This window comes from Arachnia propionica (genome assembly GCF_900637725.1).
GTDB classification, from domain to species: Bacteria; Actinomycetota; Actinomycetes; order Propionibacteriales; family Propionibacteriaceae; genus Arachnia; species Arachnia propionica.
In genome coordinates, this window is record NZ_LR134406.1 from 2,431,589 (window position 1) to 2,449,658 (window position 18,070).

The window sequence follows — 18,070 nt, forward strand, 5'->3', positions numbered from 1 at the left end:
CCTGCAACCGGTAGCCAGAACCCGACCACGGTCACCACGGTTTCGACACGACCCACTCGCTGACGCTCGCAGGCCGGCTCAACCAACTTCAAGAAGGACAAAGCCGGTTGAGCCGGGTCGCGAGGAACGAGCGACGCGAGTCGAAACCACCGGCACCCAGCAAGCACACCCGACCCCAAGTCCCCAAACACCCCCACCATGGTTTCAACACAACCCACTCACGGACGCTCGCGGGCCGGTTCAAACAGCTTCGAGGACATGCGGTGTAGGAGAATGGGTAGTGCTGGCACCACCCCGAATGTGAAGTGCACCCTGTGTTGCACGACCGCTCCCGGCGATGGAATTGAAACATGTTCGACGACACCTATTCAGCGGCCCTGCTGGCCACCCACGACATCACCAAGAGCTTCGGCACGGTCAAGGCACTGGCCGGAGTCTCCCTCACCATCGCCTCCGGGGAGTCCGTCGCCATCATGGGGCCCTCCGGTTCCGGCAAGTCCACCCTCCTGCACTGCCTGTCGGGGGTGCTGATCCCGAACGACGGCCGGGTGCTGTTCGCGGGCGAGGACCTCACCGAGATGTCCGATGCGCAGCGCTCCCACCTGCGCCTGAGCCAGTTCGGTTTCGTCTTCCAGGACGGCCAGCTGATTCCGGAGCTCCCGGCCCGCGAGAACGTGGCGCTGCCGCTGCTGCTCACCGGCACCCGGCGTCGCACCGCGCTGGCGAAGGCCGACGAAGTCCTGGCGAAGATCGGTATTCCCGATCTGGCTGATCGCCGCCCCTCCGACATGTCCGGCGGGCAGGCGCAGCGAGTCGCGATAGCCCGCGCGCTGGCGGCGAACCCCCGTGTGGTGTTCGCCGACGAGCCGAGCGGTGCCCTCGACCAGGCCACGGGCCACGAGGTGATGCAGCTGCTGACCGCCACCGCCGCCCAGGCCGGGGCGTCACTGGTGATGGTCACCCACGACCCGGCGGTCGCCCGTTGGTGTTCACGTCTGGTGGAGATCCGTGATGGCTTGGTCCATACCGACCGCCGCCTCAACGTGGAGGGCGCACGATGAGCGCGGCCACCGGTTTGACCGGCCTCACGTTCCAGCTCACCCGCGCACGGTTCGCGGTTCGCCAAGGCGAGGCCCTGCTGTTCTTCGCCTCGGTGCTGGCGAACACCATATCCGCGGCCCTGGCTTTCACCGTCGCGGGTGGGACGATGATGTTCCACGAACGCTGGCACCACCCCGCGGACCTGTTGGCCGCCCTCAAGGCGGAGGATCCCTCCTTCGACCTGGTCCTGATGTTCTACTTCATCCTGGCCCTGATCGCCACGGCCCTGCTGGTGCCTGCGATGATCTCCCTGTCCGCCTCGGCTGCGGTGCTGGGGGCACGGGGCCGGGAACAGCGGCTGTCGGCCCTGCGGTTGCTCGGCCTGAGTTCCGGTGACGTGACCCGCATGTCGCTGATCGACTCGGCCATCCAGGCGGGCATCGGCACCCTCCTCGGCGGCCTGTTCTACCTGGTGACCGCCCCCGCCTGGGGAGCACTGGAGTTCCAGACCCAACCGGTGACGCTGGTGCTTCCATGGTGGCTGGCGCTGGCCGTTGCCGCCGCGAACATCGTCATCGCGCTGGTCGCCACCTGGTGGGGTCTGCGGCAGGTGCGGATCTCCCCGCTGGGAGTCGCACGCCGCGGCGTGAAGCCCCCCACGACCTGGAAGCGGGTCGCAGTGTTCGCTGGAATCCTGGTGGCCGCGTTCGTCCTGCTTCCTCTCCTCCAGACCGGCCGGGAGGTCATGAGCTACGTGGTGTTCGCAGCGGTCATCGGCTGCGTGATCTTCGGCTACAACCTCTTCGGACCGTGGATGCTCCAGCGCTTCTCCCGTTTGTACTTCCTGCTTCCCGGGCCCGCGGTGCTGATGGCCGGGCGCCGGATCCTGGCTGATCCCCGAAGCGCCTGGCGCCGCATCGGCGGGCTGGGGATCCTGGCCCTGATCGCGGGCTACCTTGGGAGGATGCCCATCGAGATGAACGGCAAGAACAGCGAGGCCCTCACGGCCTTCTCCGAAAAAGCCACATGGGATTTCACCAAGGGGGTCGTCATCACCCTGGCCGTCGCCCTGCTGCTGACCGCCACCTCCATCCTCATCAGCCAGGCCTCGTCGGTGTTCGAACGCTCCGACCTCACGATCGCGCTGCACCGCCTCGGCACCCCCGAGACCTTCCACACGCGAGCGCAGTGGCTGGAGAATCTGGGGCCGCTGGCGCTGGTCACCGCCACGGGCTATCTGATCGGGTTCGGCATGGCCCAGCCGATGGCCAACCTGGCGGAGAAGCACGGGTATCACACGCCCGTGACCGGGGTCGTGGTGGTGATCACGGTGATCGTGACGGGTTTCGTCCTCGCCGCCCTGGCCCTGCTGGCCACCCACCCCCTTCAGAAGCGGGTGTTGGGAACCCAGCGCCGCCGCAACGACTGAACAATTACCGGCCTCCCGGCCCGGATCGGCGATGCGCCTCGGGCCGGGAGGCCATGGCTGTGCCCCGACGTGGCTGCGCACCACCATCCGCCACGTGCCAATGGTCAGCAGGACGAAACCCGCCCACAAGACCCGGGCCACCGCACCGCGGTTTCGACGCGGCCCACTCGCTGACGCTCGTGAGGCTCGGCTCAACCCACGTCACAGAAATGACGGCTCCACCGGCTCGCCTTTGTTCAGAGGGTTTCACGCAGCGCGCGCAGCCGTTTGAGGGTTTCCTCACGACCCAGGATCTCCATGGATTCGAACAGTGGCGGCGACACCTTGGCCCCGGTCAGTCCGACCCGCAGCGGCCCGAAGGCGAATTTCGGTTTGATGCCCAGTCCGTCGACGAGTTTCTCCCGCAGCCCGGCCTGGATCGATGCGGCGTCGAAGGGCACCGTCTCCAGCACCTCGATTCCGGCGTCGAGGACCTCCGCGGCGTTGCCGGGCAGCGACGCACGGGCCGTTTCCTCGACCTCCACCCGGTCGGTGAACAGGAAACCCAGCTTCGGCAGGGCGTCGCCCAGCAGGGTCATGCGTTCGCTGACCAATGGCACCGCCCGGCGCAGCACGTCGATGTCGATGGCCGCGTCCCAGTCGCCGCGTTCGGTGTGGAAGGCGACGATCCGTTCGGTCAACTCGTCGGCACCGATGGCGCGGATGTAGTGGCCGTTCAGCCAGTCCAGTTTCTTCACGTCGAAGACCGGGCCGGTGGTGTTGACCTTGTCCCAGGAGAAGTTCTCGACGAAATCCTCGAAGGTGGCCACCTCGGAGTCGTCGTCGGCGGGCGGATAACCGAGCAGCTGCAGGAAGTTGCGGACGGCCTCCGGCAGGTAGCCCTGTTCGCGGAACCACATCAGGCGGGCAGCCGGGTTGCGGCGCTTGGAGATCTTCGACCTGTCGGCATTGCGCAGCAGCGGCATGTGTGCGTACTGCGGTTCGGAGAAACCGAGCCAGCGGTACAGCAGGAGGTGTTTCGGGGTGGAACTGATCCACTCCTCGCCACGCACCACCGTCGTGATCCCCATCAGATGGTCGTCGACGACCACTGCCATGTGGTAGGTGGGGAATCCGTCGGCCTTCAGAATCACCTGGTCGTCGGGGAAGGGGGCCTTCACCTCGCCGCGGATGATGTCGGTGAAGGTCAGAGGTGTGTCGTCGGGCACGAGCATCCGGACCACCGGGGTTTCGGTGAATCCGGGAAGCTTCGCGCGTTCCTCGCGGGTCTTCCCGAGGCAGAGCCGGTCGTAGCCGGTCCTGGCCGCCTTCGTGGCGTCCTGTTCCTTGCGCAGTTCCGCGAGTCGCTCCGAGGAACACCAGCAGTGGTAGGCGTGCCCGTCGGCGATCAGCTGCTCGACGAACGGCCGGTAGGTTTCGAGCCGCTCCGACTGCCGGTAGGGCCCGAACTCGCCGCCCTCCAGCGGCCCCTCGTCGGGGGAGAGCCCGAGCCAGGCGAGGGTGTCGTGGATCTGCTGCTCGCTGCCCGCCACGAGCCGGTTCTGGTCGGTGTCCTCGATGCGCAGCACGAACGCACCACCGGTCTTGGTGGCCCAAGCCTTGTCGAACAAGGCCATGAACGCGGTCCCGACGTGCGGATCGCCGGTCGGCGAGGGAGCGACGCGGGTGCGGGCGGGAGTCAGCTCAGTCATAGTAGGACCAAGCCTAACGGCCCCACCACCGCGGGGCCGAACCCGTGATCCCGCCCCGTGCCATCATGATGCCGTGTCCTCCCGTGATTCCCACCGCTCACGCGCGCTGAGAACCTCAGAATCCCTCCCGGAGACCAAGGACGGTCCCTCCCCCATCAGCCGCCACTTCACCTTCTGGCTGGACGAGGTCTTCCGGGTACCCGGCACCGGTTTCCGCTTCGGTTTCGACCCGCTGCTGAGCCTCGTTCCCGCCGCCGGAAACGTGGTGGCGACGGTCCTGGGATGCGTGGTGATCCTCGACGCGGTCCGGCTGCGCGTCCCCGTACCGGTTCTTCTCCGGATGCTGTGGAACTACGTGGTCAACTGGTGTCTCGGTTCCGTTCCGCTGATCGGTTCCTTCTTCGACGCCCTGTGGATGTCGAACGCGAAGAACCTGAAACTGCTGCACCGCGCCATTGAGGATCGCGACCAGGTGCGCAGGGCAACCATCACCTACTGGCTGGTGGCGTTGACCTTGGTGTTCGGGGTGACGCTCGTCCTGCTGGCCACCCCGTTCGTGCTGCTGTTCTGGTTGTTCGGCCTGTGGCTTGGAAGGTGATAGCTTCACCACATGAATGAGCCGGGTGCCCTGAACAATTTCATCACCGATGCCATCCGCCGCGACAACGAGGCGGGAACCTACGGTGGCAGGATCCAGACCCGGTTCCCACCCGAACCCAACGGTTTCCTCCACATCGGTCACGCCAAGGCCATCGTCGTGGATTTCGGCACCGCCGAGGATTTCGGTGGCACCTGCATGCTGCGTCTCGACGACACCAACCCGGAAACCGAGGAGGAGGCCTTCGTCAACTCCATCGTTGAGGACATCGAGTGGCTGGGCTACGAACCCTCTGAGGTGCGCCACGCCTCCGACTACTTCGAGGCCCTCCACGACTGGGCCGTGCAGCTCATCGAGAAGGGCCTGGCCTACGTCGACGACCAGGACGGCGAGACCATCTCGGCCACCCGGGGGTCCTTCAACACCCCCGGCATCGAATCGCCGTTCCGCAACCGCAGCGTCGCGGAGAACCTTGACCTGTTCGAGAGGATGCGCGCCGGGGAGTTTCCCGACGGCTCGCGGGTGCTGCGGGCGAAGATCGACATGGCACACGAGAACATGCAGCTGCGCGACCCCGTGATGTACCGCATCCGCAACATCGCACACCACCGCACGGGTGAGACGTGGTCGATCTACCCCACATACGACTGGGCCCACGGCCAGTCCGACGCCATCGAGGGCGTCACCCATTCCATCTGCACCCTCGAGTTCGAATCCCACCGGCCCCTCTACGACTGGTTCCTGGAACAGCTCGAGATTCCCTCTCCCCCGCGCCAGTACGAGTTCGCGCGCCTGGAACTGACCCACACCGTCACGTCCAAGCGCCGCCTGGCGAAACTGGTCGCGGACGGCGTCGTGGATGGCTGGGACGATCCGCGGATGCCCACCATCCGGGGACTGCGGCGGCGCGGCTACCCGGCGGAAGCCATCCGGGCGTTCTGCCGCGAGGTGGGCACCACCCGCACCAATTCCCGCAAGGCCATCGAGGAGTTGGAGAGCTACGTGCGTCGCAAGCTGAATGCGACCGCACAGCGACGGATGGCCGTCACCCGGCCCTTGAAGCTGACCCTGCTGGACTGGCCCACCGGACCCGACGGCGACCCGCTGGTCGAGTGGTTCGAGGTGGTCAACAACCCGGAGAACCCTGCCGACGGCACCCGTCTGGTGCCGTTCACCGGGGAGCTGTGGATCGAGCAGGACGATTTCCGGGAGGTCCCGCCGCCGAAGTACTTCCGGCTCTCCCCCGGTCGTGAGGTCAGGCTGCGTGGCTCCTACCTGGTCACCGCCCGCGACGTGGTCAAGGACGAGGCGGGCAACATCGTCGAGGTGCGTTGCAGTTTCGACCCGGAGTCCCGGGGCGGCACCCCCGCCGACGGCCGGAAGGTGAAGTCGACGATGCACTGGGTCTCGGCCCCGCACGCCCTGGACGCCACCGTCGCCCTGTACGACAGGCTGTTCACCGCCGAGGCCCCCGGGGAACGCACCGGCGAGGCCCTCGACGACCTCAACCCCGCATCCCGCGAGCTGCTCACCGACGCGAAGGTGGAGCCCGCGCTGGCTGACGCCGCCCCGGGAGAGGTGGTGCAGTTCGAGCGGCTCGGATACTTCGCCGCCGACGACCACACCCCGCTGCTGTTCCACCGCACGGTGGGGCTGCGGGACGAGTGGGCCAGCATTCAGAAACGCGGCTGAAAGCCCACCCACAGGAAGCAGCGGCTACGGTTGTCTGCATGCTTCCCACCGACGAAACCGCCACCGAAGTGGCCTTGGATCTGTTGACCATTCTCGGATACGCGGCTATCGGGTTCCTGGCCGGCGTCGTCATCTCCGTGATCATCTCGATCATCATGCGGCAACTGGCCAGGCACCAGGAGGACCTGGGTTTTCTCAGCCGGAACCTGCGACTCCCCCAGCGCCTCATCCTGACCGTCTTCGGTACCGGCATGGGGGTGCTGATCGCCAGCGCCCCCACCCCGTGGCAGGCGGCGCCGTCGTGGCGGGCGAACTTCGAGCACCTTTTCCTGATTGTGATGATCTTCGCCGCCGCATACGGCATGACGGGGGTCATCAGAACCATCGAAGACGCCATCCTCGCTCGCAAGAAGAACGCCCGGGAAACCCCTCAGTTCCGGCGCATCCGCACCCAGATGCAGGTCATCGCCCGGGTGCTGATCGGGGTGGTCTGGATCGGGGCCACCGCCGGAGCACTGCTCACCTTCGACCAGTTCCGGGCCATCGGAACCTCCCTGCTGGCCTCCGCCGGTCTGGTCTCGCTGGTTGCAGGTCTCGCGGCGCAGTCGTCACTCACGAACGTCTTCGCCGGACTCCAGATCGCCTTCACCGGTTCCCTGCGCGTCGGCGACATCGTCGTCACGGACGACAACCAAGGAACCGTCGAGGAAATCACCCTCACCTATGTGGTGTTGAGGAGCTGGGACGAACGACGCTGGATCGTGCCGTCGACACTGTTCACCACGAAAACCTTCGAGAACTGGAGCCGGGAGGAACCGCGACAAACGGGGGTCATCGAGTTCGACCTGGACTGGCTGGTCCCCGTGGAGGCCATGCGGATCGAGCTGCTGCGTCTGGTCAAGACCACGGACCTGTGGGACGGCCGCACCGTCGCCCTCCAGGTCATGGATGCCACGGGAGGCTCGGTCCGGATTCGCGCCGTCGTCTCCGCGACGAACTCCGGCAGATTGTTCGAGCTGCGCTGTATGCTGCGCGAACAACTCATCAACTGGTTGCAGACCCAGGCGGTCTACGCCCTGCCCCGCACCCGCCTGGAACCGGACACCGCCACCGCCCCTCCCCAGGAGCAGCGCCAGGACTTCGTCGAGCAGGTCAAAGCCGACTGGGAGGCTGAGCAGGCCGACGAGAAGGAGGCCCAGCTCCTGCCCCCCTCGGAGAGTTCGGAACATCACGGGCAGGAGGAGAACCAGCAGAACTCCGGGGGCCGTCTCGGCTGGTTGAGGGCATTCCGCCGCACCCTCGGCTGAACGTTTCCGACAACCTCCGCTGGTTTCGCGACGCACTCCGCTCACCGATGCCCGCGGGACGGTTCAGCCGTCTTTCCAAATACACGGAAACACGGGAAAGGGGCCCGCACTCTCGTGCGGGCCCCTCCCTCGTTGCCTGTCAGGCGAGGATCACTTGATGATCTTGGTGACCTTGCCGGCGCCGACGGTGCGGCCGCCCTCACGGATGGCGAACTTGAGGTTCTCCTCCATGGCGATGGGCTTGTTGAGGTGAACGGTCATGTCGGTGTTGTCGCCGGGCATGACCATTTCCTTGCCCTCCGGCAGCTGGACCACACCGGTGACGTCGGTGGTGCGGAAGTAGAACTGCGGGGAGTAGTTGGAGAAGAACGGCTTGTGGCGGCCGCCCTCTTCCTTGTTGAGCACGTAGACGGTGGCCTCGAAGTCGGTGTGCGGGGTGGTGGAACCGGGCTTGATCACGACCATGCCGCGCTCCACGTCCTCCTTCTTCGTGCCGCGGAGCAGCAGGCCGACGTTCTCGCCGGCGCGACCCTCGTCGAGGATCTTGCGGAACATCTCGACGCCGGTGACGGTGGTGGTCTGCTTCTCCGGACGGATGCCGACGAGGTCGACGGTGTCGCCGGTCTTGACGATGCCGCGCTCGATGCGGCCGGTGATGACGGTGCCACGGCCGGTGATGGTGAAGACATCCTCGACGGGCATCAGGAACGGCTTCTCGGTGTCACGCTCAGGCTGCGGGATGTACTCGTCGACCGCGTCCATGAGTTCGAGGATGGTGCCGGCCCACTTCTCGTCGCCGTTCAGCGCCGGGAAGGCCGCCACACGGACGATCGGGAGGTTGTCGCCGTCGAACTCCTGGGCGGAGAGGATCTCACGGAGCTCCATCTCGACCAGGTCGATGAGGTCGGCGTCCTCCTCGGCGATCATGTCGCACTTGTTGAGGGCCACGACGATGGCCGGCACACCGACCTGGCGGGCGAGCAGGATGTGCTCGTGGGTCTGGGCCATCGGGCCGTCGGTGGCGGCCACGACGAGGATCGCACCGTCCATCTGCGCGGCACCGGTGATCATGTTCTTGACGTAGTCGGCGTGCCCGGGGCAGTCGACGTGTGCGTAGTGACGCTTCTCGGTCTGGTATTCGACGTGAGCGATCGAGATGGTGATGCCGCGCTGGCGCTCTTCGGGGGCCTTGTCGATGCTGTCGAACGGGGACAGTTCGTTCAGGTCCGGGTACTTGTCGTGGAGCACCTTGGTGATCGCCGCGGTCAGAGTGGTCTTGCCGTGGTCGACGTGTCCGATGGTGCCGATGTTGCAGTGCGGCTTGGTCCGCTCAAACTTGGCCTTTGCCACTTAGGGCTCCTTCTTGGTCCAACCACGCACCGTGCGTGGCCATTAATCTGGTGCACCCCTGAGCTATGGGTCACACCAGGGGTCCGGCACCCAAGCTTGTTACCCGGGCGCATACCCGTGTAATGCTATCGGCCCGGCCCCGGAAGTCAAACTCGGGGCCGTATCCCAATCCCTTTCAACAACCTTCGCCCAGGAAGGACACATCCCCAGCGTCGAGCTGCCGGAGCTGCGCCACCCGTCCGGCGTGACGCCCACCCTCGAAGGAGGCCCCCAGGAAGGCCTCGCAAATGGCCAGGGCGACGTCGGGACCCACCACTCGGGAGCCGAAACAAAGGACGTTCGCGTTGTTGTGGCGCCGGCTCATCGCGGCCGAGTAAGCCTCGGATACGCAGGCCGCCCGGATCCCCTTGATCTTGTTGGCGGCGATGGAAATGCCGATGCCGGAGCCACAGATCGCAATTCCAACGTCGAAACGCGCGGCGGCCACCTCCCGGGCCAGCTGCACCCCCCATTTCGCATAGTCGGTGCGCTCGGACGTGGCTGGTCCGCGGTCCACCACGTCGTAACCGAGCTCCCTCAGGCGGGGAATCAGGTCGATGCGCAGATCGTGGGCAGCGTGGTCGCTGGTGATTCCAATTCTCATGCGACCACGTTACTGATCCCGACCTGGAACCTTCCACGCCCCTGCCGCATTGCCCCCGGTGCACGACGCGCAGGATCCCCGCGTCCTCCTTTTGTCCGACCGAGGAGTACCGCCAATTCTCAACCTCAAACAGCCAAATCGGCTCTGACAAGCACTTTTATCCTTGTTGGCGGTTTTTATCCCCGTCTTGGGACGTCTCACGGCCATTCTGGTCAACCGGATGCCGGGTTAGTCTCCATCACATGTCACAGGACGTCGAAGCACTGATTGACCTCGGTTTCAAGGCCTACGGGCGAGGCGACAACACGCAGGCTGCGCGTTGGTGGCGGATGGCGGCGGCGCAGAGGCGATCCGACGCCATGGTCAACCTGGGTCTCCTGGTCAACAACCCCGCGGACCGCGACGAGGCCACCCAGTGGTTCTTCCGGGCAGCCCTGCTGGGCAACACCGATGGCATGCTGCTCCTCAGCGGGATCCTCCAGGAACAGGGGGACCACGCCGTCGCGCAGAACTGGCTGCAGAAAGCCGCCGACCTGGGGGATCCCCGCGCCGTCGATGCCCTGACCCGGGCCCGGAACACCCCCAGGCGCATGGAGACCGACCCGAAACACGGCGAGACGGACCAGCTCGACGACCTGACCCTGGTGGACTGACAACCGAGACTCCTTTCCCCTCCCCTCCCGGCCCCGCCCGCCCCTGTGCGAGCGGGGCCACTCCTGTGGGACACCATCCAGCGCGCCGGTGGCGCCCTTCCCTGTGCGCGCGAGGGCGGCAAAACCGTTCGGAAAGGCAACCGGCCCGGGACCATGGGGTCCCGGGCCGGTTGGGTTTCAGCTCAGCGAATCACTCGCCTCCGCGAGCCTTGGCGACGATCTCCTCCGAGATGTTCTTCGGGGTCTCGGCGTAGGAGTCGAACTCCATGGAGTAGGAGGCCTGGCCCGAGGTCTTCGAGCGCAGGTCACCGACGTAGCCGAACATCTCCGACAGCGGCACCAGGGCGCGCACGACGCGGTTGCCGTGCAGCTCATCCATCGACTGGACGTGGCCGCGGCGGGCGTTCAGGTCGCCGATCACGGTGCCGAGGTAGTCCTCGGGGGTGGTGACCTCGACGGCCATCATCGGTTCCAGGATCGCCGGGTCGGCCTTCCGGGCGGCCTCCTTGAAGGCCATGGAACCGGCCAGCTTGAACGCCAGCTCCGAGGAGTCGACGTCGTGGTAGGCGCCGTCGGTCAGGGTGACCTTGATGTCCTCGACCGGGTAGCCGGCCAGCACACCGAACTGCATGGCCTCCTTGATACCGGCGTCGACCGCGGGGATGTACTCCTTCGGGATGCGCCCGCCGGTGACGGCGTTGACGAACTCGTAGCCCGAACCCGCCTCGGTGGGCTCCAGGTCGATGATGACGCGACCGAACTGGCCGGAACCACCGGACTGCTTCTTGTGGGTGTACTCCACCTTCTCCACCTTGCGGCGCAGCGTTTCGCGGTAGGCCACCTGCGGTTTGCCGATGTTGGCCTCCACCTTGAACTCACGCTTCATGCGGTCGATCAGCACCTCGAGGTGCAGCTCGCCCATGCCCGCGATGATGGTCTGGCCGGTCTCCTCGTCGGTGTGCACGCGGAAGGTCGGGTCCTCCTCGGCGAGCCGCTGGATGGCCACCGACAGTTTCTCCTGATCCGACTTCGACTTCGGCTCGATGGCCTGCTCGATGACGGGATTCGGGAACTCCATAGACTCCAGGATGATCGGGTGTGCGGGATCGCAGAGGGTCTCACCGGTGGTGGTGTCCTTCAGACCCATCACCGCGCAGATCATGCCCGCGCCGATCGAGTCGATCTCCTCACGCTTGTTGGCGTGCATCTGATAGATCTTGCCGATGCGTTCCTTCTTGCCCTTGGTGGCGTTCAGCACCTGCGAACCGGCTTTCAGGACACCGGAGTAGATGCGGATGAAGGTCAGCTTGCCCAGGTGCGGATCCGCGGCGACCTTGAACGCCAGGATCGACAGCGGCTCGTCCTCGGAGGGCCTGCGGGACAGCTCGACGGATTCGTCACCCGGTTTGAAGCCCTCGATGGCGGGCACGTCCAGCGGCGAGGGCAGGTAGTCGACGACGGCATCCAGCAGCGGCTGCACGCCCTTGTTCTTGAACGAAGTGCCGCACACCACGGCGGTGAACGCCGAGGCCAGCACGCCGCGGCGAATGGCGGCCTTGAGCTGCTCGACGGTGATGGCGTCGGGATCCTCCAGCCACAGCTCCATGAACTCGTCGTCGTTCTCGGCGATGGTCTCCAGCATCTCGGCGCGGGCCAGTTCGGCGGTCTCCACCATGTCGGCGGGGATGTCCGTGACCTCGTAGTCGTCGAGGGCGGGTTTGGTGACCTCGAGCGGCCAGATGTTGGCCTTCATCGTGACCAGGTCCACCTGGCCCCGGAAGTTCGACTCCGCGCCGATCGGCAGCTGCAGCAGCACCGGGGTGGCGTTGAGGCGTTCACGGATGGTCTTGACGCAGTGATCGAAGGAGGCACCCGTGCGGTCCAGCTTGTTGATGTAGCAGATGCGCGGCACACCGTACTTGGTGGCCTGGCGCCAAACGGTCTGCGACTGCGGCTCCACACCCGCGACGCCGTCGAACACCGCCACGGCACCGTCGAGCACGCGCAGGGAGCGCTCCACCTCGACGGTGAAGTCGACGTGTCCCGGGGTGTCGATGATGTTGATCTGGATGTCGTGCCAGAAGGCGGTGGTTGCGGCGGAGGTGATGGTGATGCCGCGTTCCTGCTCCTGCTCCATCCAGTCCATGGTGGCGGCGCCGTCGTGAACCTCGCCGATCTTGTAGGACTTGCCGGTGTAGAAGAGGATGCGCTCGGTTGTGGTGGTCTTGCCGGCGTCGATGTGCGCCATGATGCCGATGTTGCGAACCTTGGACAGGTCGATCTTGGCCACGTTCAGTCCTTTGCTGAAGAAGTCTGTGAAGCGGTGAGAGCCCCCGGGTGAAAACCCGGGGGCGAGGCGATCACCAGCGGTAGTGGGCGAAGGCGCGGTTGGCCTCGGCCATCTTGTGGGTGTCTTCGCGGCGCTTCACGGAAGCGCCGAGCCCGTTGGAGGCATCCAGGATCTCGTTCATGAGCCGCTCGGTCATGGTCTTCTCGCGGCGGGCGCGGGAGAAGCTGACGAGCCAGCGCATGGCCAGTGTGGTCTGGCGCCCCGGTTTGACCTCGATCGGCACCTGGTAGGTGGCGCCGCCGACGCGACGGGACTTGACCTCAATGGAGGGCTTGACGTTGTCGAGGGCCCGCTTCAGGGTCTGGACGGGGTCCTGGCCGGTCTTGGCGCGGGTGCCCTCGAGGGCGTTGTAGACGATGGACTGGGCCACGGTCTTCTTGCCGTCGAGCAGGATCTTGCTGACGAGCTGGCTCACCAGTGGGGAGCCGTAGACCGGATCGACCATGACGGGGCGCTTGGGCGCTGGTCCCTTGCGAGGCATTACTTCTCCTTCTTCGCGCCGTAACGGCTGCGGGCCTGCTTGCGGCCCTTGACACCCTGGGTGTCGAGGGCGCCGCGGATGATCTTGTAACGGACACCGGGCAGGTCCTTCACACGACCTCCGCGCACGAGCACCATCGAGTGCTCCTGCAGGTTGTGACCGACGCCCGGAATGTAGGCGGTGACTTCGATGCCGGAACTCAGGCGGACACGCGCGACCTTGCGCAGCGCGGAGTTCGGCTTCTTCGGGGTGGTGGTGTAAACGCGGGTGCAGACACCACGACGCTGCGGAGAGCCCTTGAGGGCGGGAGTCTTGTTCTTGCTGACCTTGTCGGTGCGGCCCTTGCGGACCAGCTGCTGAATTGTTGGCACCTGTTGGTATCACTTTCATGTCTGGACGGGTATCCCTGGCTCGCAGCCGTCCCCAAGGAGCATCCCGGGTCACCGTTTCCGTGAGCATCGCTGGCGCGGCTGCCGTGCGAACTCCGCACAGACCCGGGACTTCTTCGCAACTCAGGGATCCTCGGGGTCATGCCAGGGCACGCACAAGGTGCCCGCACACGGCGGACACACCTCCACAGGTTACCCGACCCCCTCCCCCGGGTCAAAGCGACACCCGAAGGCGATTCCACGGGAAAGGCATCCGTCTTCCCCAGTGGCTTTCTCCCGCGTGAAACGCCGCGAAAAAAGAGGAACGAACGACAAAACAGTCGTCACCGGGCCCGGTCCCCCGCGGTGTTTCACGCGCAGATGGGCCCGAACGGGGTGGGCACCGATCGGTGCCCACCCCGTTTCGTCCCCGCCGTCAGCGGATGTCGCCGAAGTCGATGTCGTCCAGCGGAACGCCGGGAACGTCGAGATCGGAACTGAACGAGTAGTCGTACGGGTCGTAGCTGACGGTGTAGGCCTGCGACCTCGCATCCGCGGTGGGCTCCACCCGGATGTTGCGGTAACGCTCCAAGCCGGTGCCGGCCGGGATCAGCTTGCCGAGGATCACGTTCTCCTTCAGACCGACGAGAGTGTCGGACTTGCCCTGGATGGCGGCATCGGTGAGCACCTTCGTCGTCTCCTGGAAGGACGCGGCCGACAGCCACGAATCCGTCGCGAGGGATGCCTTGGTTATGCCCATCAGCACCGGACGCCCCTCCGCGGGACGCCCGCCCTCGGTCAGGGCCTTGCGGTTCGCCGCCTCGTAGGCCTGTCGGTCCACCAGCTCGCCCGGCATCATCGAGGTGTCGCCCGAGTCGATGACGGTCACGCGACGCAGCATCTGGCGGATGATGATCTCGATGTGCTTGTCGTGGATGGGGGCGCCCTGCGTGCGGTACACGCGCTGCACCTCCTCGACCAGGTGCTCCTGGACCTTGCGCAGGCCCCGGATGCGCAGCACATCCTGCGGATCCACCTGACCGGCGGTGAGCTGCTGACCGATGGTCACGTGCACCCCGTCGCGGATTGCCACGCGCACCCCGTTGGCGTCCTCGAACTCCAGCCGGGTGCGACGCGCCACCGGGTATTCGAGGTCGTCACCGCCGTCGTCGCGCACGATGATGATCTTGCGGCTGCGGTCGCCGTCCTCGATGCGAATGACACCGTCGGCCTCGGCGATGGGGGCCTTGCCCTTCGGCTGGCGGGCCTCGAACAGCTCCACGACGCGCGGCAGACCCTGCGTGATGTCGTCACCGGCCACACCACCGGTGTGGAAGGTGCGCATCGTCAGCTGGGTGCCGGGCTCGCCGATGGACTGGGCGGCGACGATACCGACGGCTTCGCCGACATCCACGGTCTTCCCGGAGGCCAGCGACCGGCCGTAGCACATGGCACAGGTACCGGTGGCGGCCTCGCAGGTCAGCACGGAGCGGACCTTGACCCGGGTGACACCGACGGAGGCGAGCCGTTCGATCTCGGCGTCACCGAGATCGGTGCCCGCCGCGACGAGCACGTTGCCCTGGGCGTCGGTGATGTCCGTGGCCGCGGTGCGGGCGTAGACGGCGGTCTCCACGTCGGGAACGATGGAGACGGAGGCCCCCTCCTCCAGCGGTTCCGCCGCCACCTGGACCTTCTTGCCGTCCTCGTCCGTGACGATCTTGGTCCAGCGGGCGATGGTCTTGACCAGGCCGCGTTCGGTCTGGCAGTCCTCCTCGCGGATGATGACGTCCTGCGAGACGTCCACCAGACGCCGGGTCAGGTAACCCGAGTCGGCGGTCCGCAGCGCCGTGTCGGCCTGCCCCTTCCGGCCACCGTGGGTGGAGATGAAGTACTCCAGCACCGACAGGCCCTCGCGGAAGTTCGACTTGATGGGCCGGGCGATGATGTCACCCTTCGGGTTGGCCACCAGGCCTCGCATGGCCGCGATCTGGCGCATCTGGGTCATGTTGCCGCGGGCACCCGAGTTGACCATCACGAAGATCGGGTTGGTCTGCGAGAAGTTGTCCTTCATCGCGTCGGTCAGCTCCGCGGTGGCGTCGGTCCACAGCTCGATCAGCTCCTGGCGGCGTTCGTCCTCCGTCACCGAACCGCGCTCGTACAGGGTATCGATCTTCGCGGCCCTGGCGTCGTAGGCGGCCAAGATCTCCGGCTTGCTCGGCGGGGTCTGGACGTCCGCGATGGAAACGGTTACGCCGGAACGCGAACCCCACTGGAAACCCAGGTCCTTCAACCCGTCGAGGGTGCGCACGGTGTCGATCAGCGGGTAGCGCTCAGCGAGGTCGTTGACGATCTGGCCGATCTGTTTCTTACCGACCCGCTCGTTGACGAACGGGAAATCCGCGGGCAGGGCCTCGTTGAACAGGGCCCGGCCGAGCGAGGTCTCGAGGATGACCGACCCGTCCGCACGCACCTTGTCGGCGTACCCGGCCGGGGGGATGATCCCGTTGAGGCGCAGCTTGATGGGGGCGCCGACGTGCAGGTCACCGCGGTCGTGGGCCATGATCGCCTCGGCCACCGAGGAGAAGGCGTGACCGGCTCCCTTCTCCTGTTCCTGCAGCATCGTCAGCCAGTACATGCCGATGATCATTTCGTGGCTGGGGACGGTCACAGGACGGCCGTCGGCCGGCTTGAGGATGTTGTTCGTCGACAGCATCAGCACCCGCGCCTCGGCCTGCGCCTCGGCGGACAGCGGCAGGTGAACGGCCATCTGGTCGCCGTCGAAGTCGGCGTTGAAGGCCGCGCAGACGAGCGGGTGCAGCTGGATCGCTTTGCCCTCGATCAGCTGCGGCTCGAAGGCCTGGATGCCGAGGCGGTGCAGGGTTGGTGCACGGTTCAGCAGCACCGGGTGCTCGGCGATGACCTCCTCCAGCACGTCCCACACGATGGGACGCTGCCGCTCCACCATGCGCTTGGCCGCCTTGATGTTCTGGGCGTGGTTGAGGTCGTCCAGGCGCTTCATCACGAAGGGTTTGAACAGCTCCAGGGCCATGGCCTTCGGCAGGCCGCACTGGTGCAGTTTCAGCTGGGGGCCGACCACGATCACAGAACGGCCCGAGTAGTCGACACGCTTGCCGAGCAGGTTCTGGCGGAACCGGCCCTGCTTGCCCTTGAGCATGTCCGAGATCGACTTCAGCGGACGGTTGCCCGGACCGGTGACGGGGCGGCCGCGGCGGCCGTTGTCGAACAGCGAGTCGACGGCCTCCTGGAGCATGCGCTTCTCGTTGTTGACGATGATCTCGGGGGCACCGAGGTCGAGGAGACGCTTCAGCCGGTTGTTGCGGTTGATGACGCGGCGGTAGAGGTCGTTGAGATCCGAGGTGGCGAACCTGCCGCCGTCGAGCTGCACCATGGGACGCAGATCCGGCGGGATGACGGGAACGGCGTCGAGCACCATCCCGGAGGGGTTGTTGTTGCCGCTGAGGAAGGCGGCAACCACCTTCAGGCGCTTCAGGGCGCGGGTTTTGCGCTGCCCCTTGCCGTTGGCGATGGTCTCACGCAGCTTCTCGGCCTCACCCTGCAGGTCGAAGGTCTCGAGGCGCCTCTTGATGGCCTCGGCGCCCATGTAACCGGTGAAGTACTTGCCGTAGCGCTGCTTCATGTCCCGGTAGAGGATCTCGTCGCCCTCCAGGTCCTGCACCTTCAGCGACTTGAACCGCTCCCACACCGCCTGGGCGCGGTCGATCCGGCGCTGGTACTGGTTGCGGAGCTGCCCCGCCTCCTTCTGCGCACCGTCGGAGACCTTGCGTTTGATGTCGGCCTTGGCGCCCTCGGACTCGAGCTGGGCGAGGTCCTCCTCCAGCTTGGCCAGGCGGGCCTCGATCTCCGAGTCCCGGTTCTTCTCGAGCTGTTTGATGTAGGCCTCGTGGCGGGCCTGGAGGCTCGGGAGGTCGCGGTGGCGGGCCTCCTCGTCCACGTGGGTGATCATGTGCGCGGCGAAGTAGATGACCTTTTCGAGATCCTTCGGCGCGATGTCCAGCAGGTACCCGAGGCGCGAGGGGACGCCCTTGAAGTACCAGATGTGGGTGACGGGCGCGGCCAGTTCGATGTGGCCCATCCGCTCGCGGCGTACGTTGGAGCGGGTCACCTCAACGCCGCAGCGTTCGCAGATGATGCCCTTGAAACGCACCCGCTTGTACTTGCCGCAGTAGCATTCCCAGTCGCGGGTGGGGCCGAAGATCTTCTCGCAGAAGAGGCCGTCGCGCTCCGGTTTGAGGGTACGGTAGTTGATGGTCTCGGGCTTCTTGACCTCACCGTGGCTCCACTCGCGGATCTGGTCGGCGCTCGCCAATCCGATGCAGAGCTTGTCGTAGACGTTCACGTCCAGCATTGGTTCTCTTTCCCCCGCCGCCCCGGCGGGTGCCTGTGCCTGAAATCTGAGGTTTTACTGGTGCCGGATCACCGGCTTGA

Annotated in this window: 13 protein-coding genes; 6 read left to right on the plus strand and 7 right to left on the minus strand. The window is 66.1% G+C overall.

What is annotated here, in order from left to right; genetic code table 11:
- Positions 1-350 precede the first annotated feature (350 nt).
- Both EL272_RS10870 and EL272_RS10875 read left to right on the plus strand, forming a co-directional pair.
- Complete coding sequence (locus EL272_RS10870; protein WP_061788458.1) at positions 351-1,061, plus strand: ABC transporter ATP-binding protein; 711 nt, start codon at positions 351-353, stop codon at positions 1,059-1,061.
- Complete coding sequence (locus EL272_RS10875) at positions 1,058-2,470, plus strand: FtsX-like permease family protein (protein WP_061788459.1); 1,413 nt, start codon at positions 1,058-1,060, stop codon at positions 2,468-2,470. Before EL272_RS10870 ends, EL272_RS10875 begins: the two co-directional genes overlap by 4 nt.
- Positions 2,471-2,706: 236 nt before the next feature.
- Here EL272_RS10875 and gltX read toward each other — a convergent pair whose 3' ends face one another.
- On the minus strand, positions 2,707-4,086 hold the full coding sequence (gene gltX, locus EL272_RS10880; RefSeq protein WP_244926154.1) for a glutamate--tRNA ligase: 1,380 nt from the start codon (positions 4,084-4,086) through the stop codon (positions 2,707-2,709).
- 148 nt (positions 4,087-4,234) lie between these two features.
- On the opposite strand from gltX, the gene EL272_RS10885 reads away from it, so the two are divergent.
- Genes EL272_RS10885 through EL272_RS10895 form a run of 3 tightly spaced genes read left to right on the plus strand, consistent with a single transcriptional unit; the run spans position 4,235 to position 7,758 of the window.
- Positions 4,235-4,759: a DUF4112 domain-containing protein gene (locus EL272_RS10885; RefSeq protein WP_014847265.1), complete on the plus strand. Its 525-nt coding sequence runs from the start codon at positions 4,235-4,237 to the stop codon at positions 4,757-4,759.
- A 12-nt stretch (positions 4,760-4,771) separates the two neighbouring features.
- Positions 4,772-6,451: a glutamine--tRNA ligase/YqeY domain fusion protein gene (locus tag EL272_RS10890; protein WP_061788461.1), complete on the plus strand. Its 1,680-nt coding sequence runs from the start codon at positions 4,772-4,774 to the stop codon at positions 6,449-6,451.
- 38 nt (positions 6,452-6,489) lie between these two features.
- Positions 6,490-7,758, plus strand: a complete 1,269-nt coding sequence (locus EL272_RS10895) for a mechanosensitive ion channel family protein (RefSeq protein WP_014847267.1) — start codon at positions 6,490-6,492, stop codon at positions 7,756-7,758.
- Positions 7,759-7,908: 150 nt separating this feature from the next.
- Here EL272_RS10895 and tuf read toward each other — a convergent pair whose 3' ends face one another.
- Positions 7,909-9,108 (minus strand): elongation factor Tu, encoded by a 1,200-nt coding sequence (gene tuf, locus EL272_RS10900; protein ID WP_014847268.1) that lies wholly within the window; start codon positions 9,106-9,108, stop codon positions 7,909-7,911.
- Positions 9,109-9,283: 175 nt separating this feature from the next.
- Positions 9,284-9,751: a ribose 5-phosphate isomerase B gene (gene rpiB, locus EL272_RS10905; RefSeq protein ID WP_061788462.1), complete on the minus strand. Its 468-nt coding sequence runs from the start codon at positions 9,749-9,751 to the stop codon at positions 9,284-9,286.
- Positions 9,752-9,993: 242 nt separating this feature from the next.
- On the opposite strand from rpiB, the gene EL272_RS10910 reads away from it, so the two are divergent.
- Positions 9,994-10,404, plus strand: a complete 411-nt coding sequence (locus tag EL272_RS10910; protein WP_014847270.1) for an SEL1-like repeat protein — start codon at positions 9,994-9,996, stop codon at positions 10,402-10,404.
- A 190-nt stretch (positions 10,405-10,594) separates the two neighbouring features.
- Here the strand turns inward: EL272_RS10910 and fusA are convergent, their stop codons facing one another.
- The 4 genes from fusA to EL272_RS10930 form a co-directional block, all read right to left on the minus strand.
- Positions 10,595-12,694, minus strand: coding sequence for an elongation factor G (gene fusA, locus EL272_RS10915; protein ID WP_014847271.1), 2,100 nt, complete (start codon positions 12,692-12,694; stop codon positions 10,595-10,597).
- 70 nt (positions 12,695-12,764) lie between these two features.
- Positions 12,765-13,235, minus strand: a complete 471-nt coding sequence (gene rpsG, locus EL272_RS10920; protein WP_014847272.1) for a 30S ribosomal protein S7 — start codon at positions 13,233-13,235, stop codon at positions 12,765-12,767.
- On the minus strand, positions 13,235-13,606 hold the full coding sequence (rpsL, locus tag EL272_RS10925; RefSeq protein WP_014847273.1) for a 30S ribosomal protein S12: 372 nt from the start codon (positions 13,604-13,606) through the stop codon (positions 13,235-13,237). Before rpsL ends, rpsG begins: the two co-directional genes overlap by 1 nt.
- 433 nt (positions 13,607-14,039) lie before the next feature.
- Positions 14,040-17,990, minus strand: a complete 3,951-nt coding sequence (locus EL272_RS10930) for a DNA-directed RNA polymerase subunit beta' (protein ID WP_014847274.1) — start codon at positions 17,988-17,990, stop codon at positions 14,040-14,042.
- Between the last annotated feature and the right edge of the window lie 80 nt (positions 17,991-18,070).

Coding starts and splice junctions, on each gene's coding strand:
- EL272_RS10890 (WP_061788461.1), top strand. CDS start 4,772: ATGAATGAGCCGGGTGCCCTGAACAATTTCATCACCGATGCCATCCGC.
- EL272_RS10875 (WP_061788459.1), top strand. CDS start 1,058: ATGAGCGCGGCCACCGGTTTGACCGGCCTCACGTTCCAGCTCACCCGC.
- rpsG (WP_014847272.1), bottom strand. CDS start 13,235: ATGCCTCGCAAGGGACCAGCGCCCAAGCGCCCCGTCATGGTCGATCCG.
- rpiB (WP_061788462.1), bottom strand. CDS start 9,751: ATGAGAATTGGAATCACCAGCGACCACGCTGCCCACGATCTGCGCATC.
- gltX (WP_244926154.1), bottom strand. CDS start 4,086: ATGGCCTTGTTCGACAAGGCTTGGGCCACCAAGACCGGTGGTGCGTTC.
- EL272_RS10930 (WP_014847274.1), bottom strand. CDS start 17,990: ATGCTGGACGTGAACGTCTACGACAAGCTCTGCATCGGATTGGCGAGC.
- EL272_RS10910 (WP_014847270.1), top strand. CDS start 9,994: ATGTCACAGGACGTCGAAGCACTGATTGACCTCGGTTTCAAGGCCTAC.
- EL272_RS10870 (WP_061788458.1), top strand. CDS start 351: ATGTTCGACGACACCTATTCAGCGGCCCTGCTGGCCACCCACGACATC.
- EL272_RS10895 (WP_014847267.1), top strand. CDS start 6,490: ATGCTTCCCACCGACGAAACCGCCACCGAAGTGGCCTTGGATCTGTTG.